Source organism: Pseudoalteromonas sp. SWXJZ10B (assembly GCF_015864475.1).
Classification (GTDB): Bacteria; Pseudomonadota; Gammaproteobacteria; order Enterobacterales; family Alteromonadaceae; genus Pseudoalteromonas; species Pseudoalteromonas arctica.
Genome location: NZ_JADYXD010000050.1, coordinates 1 through 2,681, shown reverse-complemented (window position 1 = coordinate 2,681; position 2,681 = coordinate 1). Strand labels below are relative to the sequence as shown.

At 38.5% G+C, this 2,681-nt stretch carries 4 protein-coding genes; 2 read left to right on the top strand and 2 right to left on the bottom strand.

Translation table 11 applies throughout. The features are described from left to right. Positions 1-439 precede the first annotated feature (439 nt). Positions 440-985, top strand: a complete 546-nt coding sequence (locus tag I6F54_RS20115) for a gamma carbonic anhydrase family protein (protein WP_197142797.1) — start codon at positions 440-442, stop codon at positions 983-985. Here the strand turns inward: I6F54_RS20115 and I6F54_RS20110 are convergent. After that, positions 977-1,231: a DUF1488 family protein gene (locus tag I6F54_RS20110; protein WP_007584142.1), complete on the bottom strand. Its 255-nt coding sequence runs from the start codon at positions 1,229-1,231 to the stop codon at positions 977-979. The genes I6F54_RS20115 and I6F54_RS20110 overlap by 9 nt on opposite strands. Further along, positions 1,228-2,052: a shikimate dehydrogenase gene (aroE, locus tag I6F54_RS20105; protein WP_197142796.1), complete on the bottom strand. Its 825-nt coding sequence runs from the start codon at positions 2,050-2,052 to the stop codon at positions 1,228-1,230. The genes I6F54_RS20110 and aroE overlap by 4 nt, the downstream gene beginning before the upstream one ends. Positions 2,053-2,105: 53 nt before the next feature. On the opposite strand from aroE, the gene I6F54_RS20100 reads away from it, so the two are divergent. After that, the gene (locus I6F54_RS20100; protein ID WP_004335148.1) at positions 2,106-2,543 is read left to right on the top strand and encodes a group II truncated hemoglobin; all 438 of its coding nucleotides are present in this window, start codon (positions 2,106-2,108) and stop codon (positions 2,541-2,543) included. The last annotated feature ends 138 nt before the right edge of the window (positions 2,544-2,681 follow it).

The window sequence follows — 2,681 nt, the reverse complement described above, 5'->3', positions numbered from 1 at the left end:
CTAAGTAGGTTGGCTGTTAGAACTCAATCTGTACGAGTGCCCACACAGATGATTGCTTTATATTTTTAAAGAACGTTTTGAGTCGCTTTAGCGTCTCAAGGGATGCGAATAATACACCCTTTATTTTTCGAGTCAACACTTAGTTTTAAACTTTCTTTTTGGAAGATTTAAAACCGAAGTTTTATTTAACTCTCTGAGTAGTTCGTGCCTCGCTATGCGTTGGCGTTTCCCGTCTCAGTGGGGTCGCATTATAGGGAGATCATATTTTTACGCAAGCACTTTTTTAAAGAAAAAGTAAAAAAAGATACTGTTCGGTTAGTATCTGAACTAAACCCCCTAAAACTGATAGTTTTGTAACCAAACAGTGCACTGTATGGTACAAAAATCACCTTGCTGATACACTCAAATACTAATAATCATGATCTAAAAGGTACTAACTATGGCAATTCGTTCTTATAAAGGTGTTACTCCTTCATTTAATTCGTCTGTTTATATTGATGAGTCATCGGTTTTGGTTGGTAACATTACTTTAGGTGATAATAGTAGTGTGTGGCCGTTAGTAGCTGCACGTGGTGATGTTAACTATATACGTATTGGTGAGCGTACAAATATACAAGATGGCAGTGTATTGCATTTATCTCGCGCAACTAAAAGCAATCATGATGGTTACCCACTTATTGTAGGTGACGATGTAACAGTTGGTCATAAGGTAATGCTGCACGGATGTGTATTAGGAAACCGTATACTTGTAGGTATGGGCGCTATTATTATGGATAACGTGGTTGTTGAAGATGATGTTATTATTGGCGGCGGCTCTTTAGTACCACCAAACAAACGTTTAGAGTCTGGTTACTTATATGTAGGGAGTCCGGCTAAGCAAGCCCGCCCTCTTACAGAGCAAGAACTTGCCTTCTTAAAAATATCTGCCGATAACTATGTATCACTTAAAGATGAATACTTAGCTGAAATCGCTAACTTAAGTTAATAAACTTACTTCAATTTGGCCTGCCGAGTTATAGCTCTCTTCTTCGATGAGCTCCTCGGCACGCTCTTCGTAATCAAAACGGTACTTTTCAAAATACTCTGTTGCGTGGCTTTCGTCTGTTAATTTAAGTGTATTTACTTCTATTATACATTCCACCAGCATGCCACTAACTTGTGCAAAAAAAACTAACTGATGATCGGGCTCTCTAAACTCTAGCCTATCTATAAACTGTATTGCCTGATTCATTTAAGCATTCCTTGTTTGAGCGCATCAACGACGGGAAGTATTTTTGGCATTTTGTTACGCCATACATAATATGCTTGAGCAGCTTGACCAACTAACATTCCACTGCCATCTAAAAGCTTAGCGTTAATATTATGCTGTGCAACCCAATTCATAAAAATGGTATTTTGCAGTGAATAAAACATGTCATAAGCGACTTCACAGTTAGTTATATGTTTTTCATCAAGTGCTGGAAGCTCGTTATTCATACTGCTAGATGTAGAGTTTATAATTAGTGAGTAATCGCTTACTGGTAAATCACTAAAGCCAAAGCCAGATACCGGTCCATATTGAGTAAACAGCTCTGCGAGTTCTTGGGCTTTTTGTGCTGTGCGATTAACTATTATTATTTCCTGAGGATTATGCTCTAACAAAGGTAAAATAACTCCTCGAGCGGCACCGCCCGCACCAATAATTAAAATGCGTTTATTAGTTATAGTAACTTTATTAGCGAGTAAATCATTTACAAAGCCCACACCATCGGTGTTATCACCGAGTAATGTGCCATCATCTCGTTTTTTTAATGTATTAACAGCCCCTACAATTTTAGCTAATGGCGTAAGCTCATCAGCCATTGCATAGGCTTGCTCTTTAAATGGCATTGTAACGTTAGCACCAACACCACCTTGCTCAAAAAAAGACAATACTGTTTTTTCAAAGTTATCGATAGGTGCTAATATTGCGCGATAGTCGATTTGCTCACCCAGTGATACAGCAAATTGTTTATGTATCGCGGGGGATTTTGAATGTTTAATTGGATTTCCAAAAACCGCATATTTGTCCATTTTAAAGCAACCTCTTTGCAGCTATATACTGCCTATTAACGATGATAAGTAATATGATTAAACGACTTTTTTCTAAATCTAAGCCGGCTCCCGAGCAACAGGCTCCTACTCCTGAAAAAACACCGTATGAAATAATAGGTGGAGAGAAAGGGGCGCGAGCTATCTCCAATCGATTCTACGACATAATGGAGTCAGATGAATACGCTAAACCGTTATATGATATGCATCCTCTGCCATTAGATCGAATTCGCCAAGTATTTTTTGAATTTTTATCTGGTTGGTTAGGCGGGCCAAACCTATTTACTGAAAAACATGGCCAGCCAATGCTACGTAAAAGACATATGCCTTTTACTGTAGATAAGGCATTGCGCGATCAATGGATGTACTGCATGAATAAAACGCTGGATATAGAAATAGACAATCCGTTGTTACGTGAAGGATTAAAGCAATCATTCTCTCAACTAGCAACGCACATGATCAATCAGCATTAAATTTGTATTTAGCCACAATGCAAAAAGCCGCTATAAAGCTGTCTCTTGATCACAAGTCTGGCTCAAGAGATTTTGCTAAATCGTAGCCTTCCAGGATGGCTTGTAACTTAAGCCATCCTTGCCATAACACTTTCACAG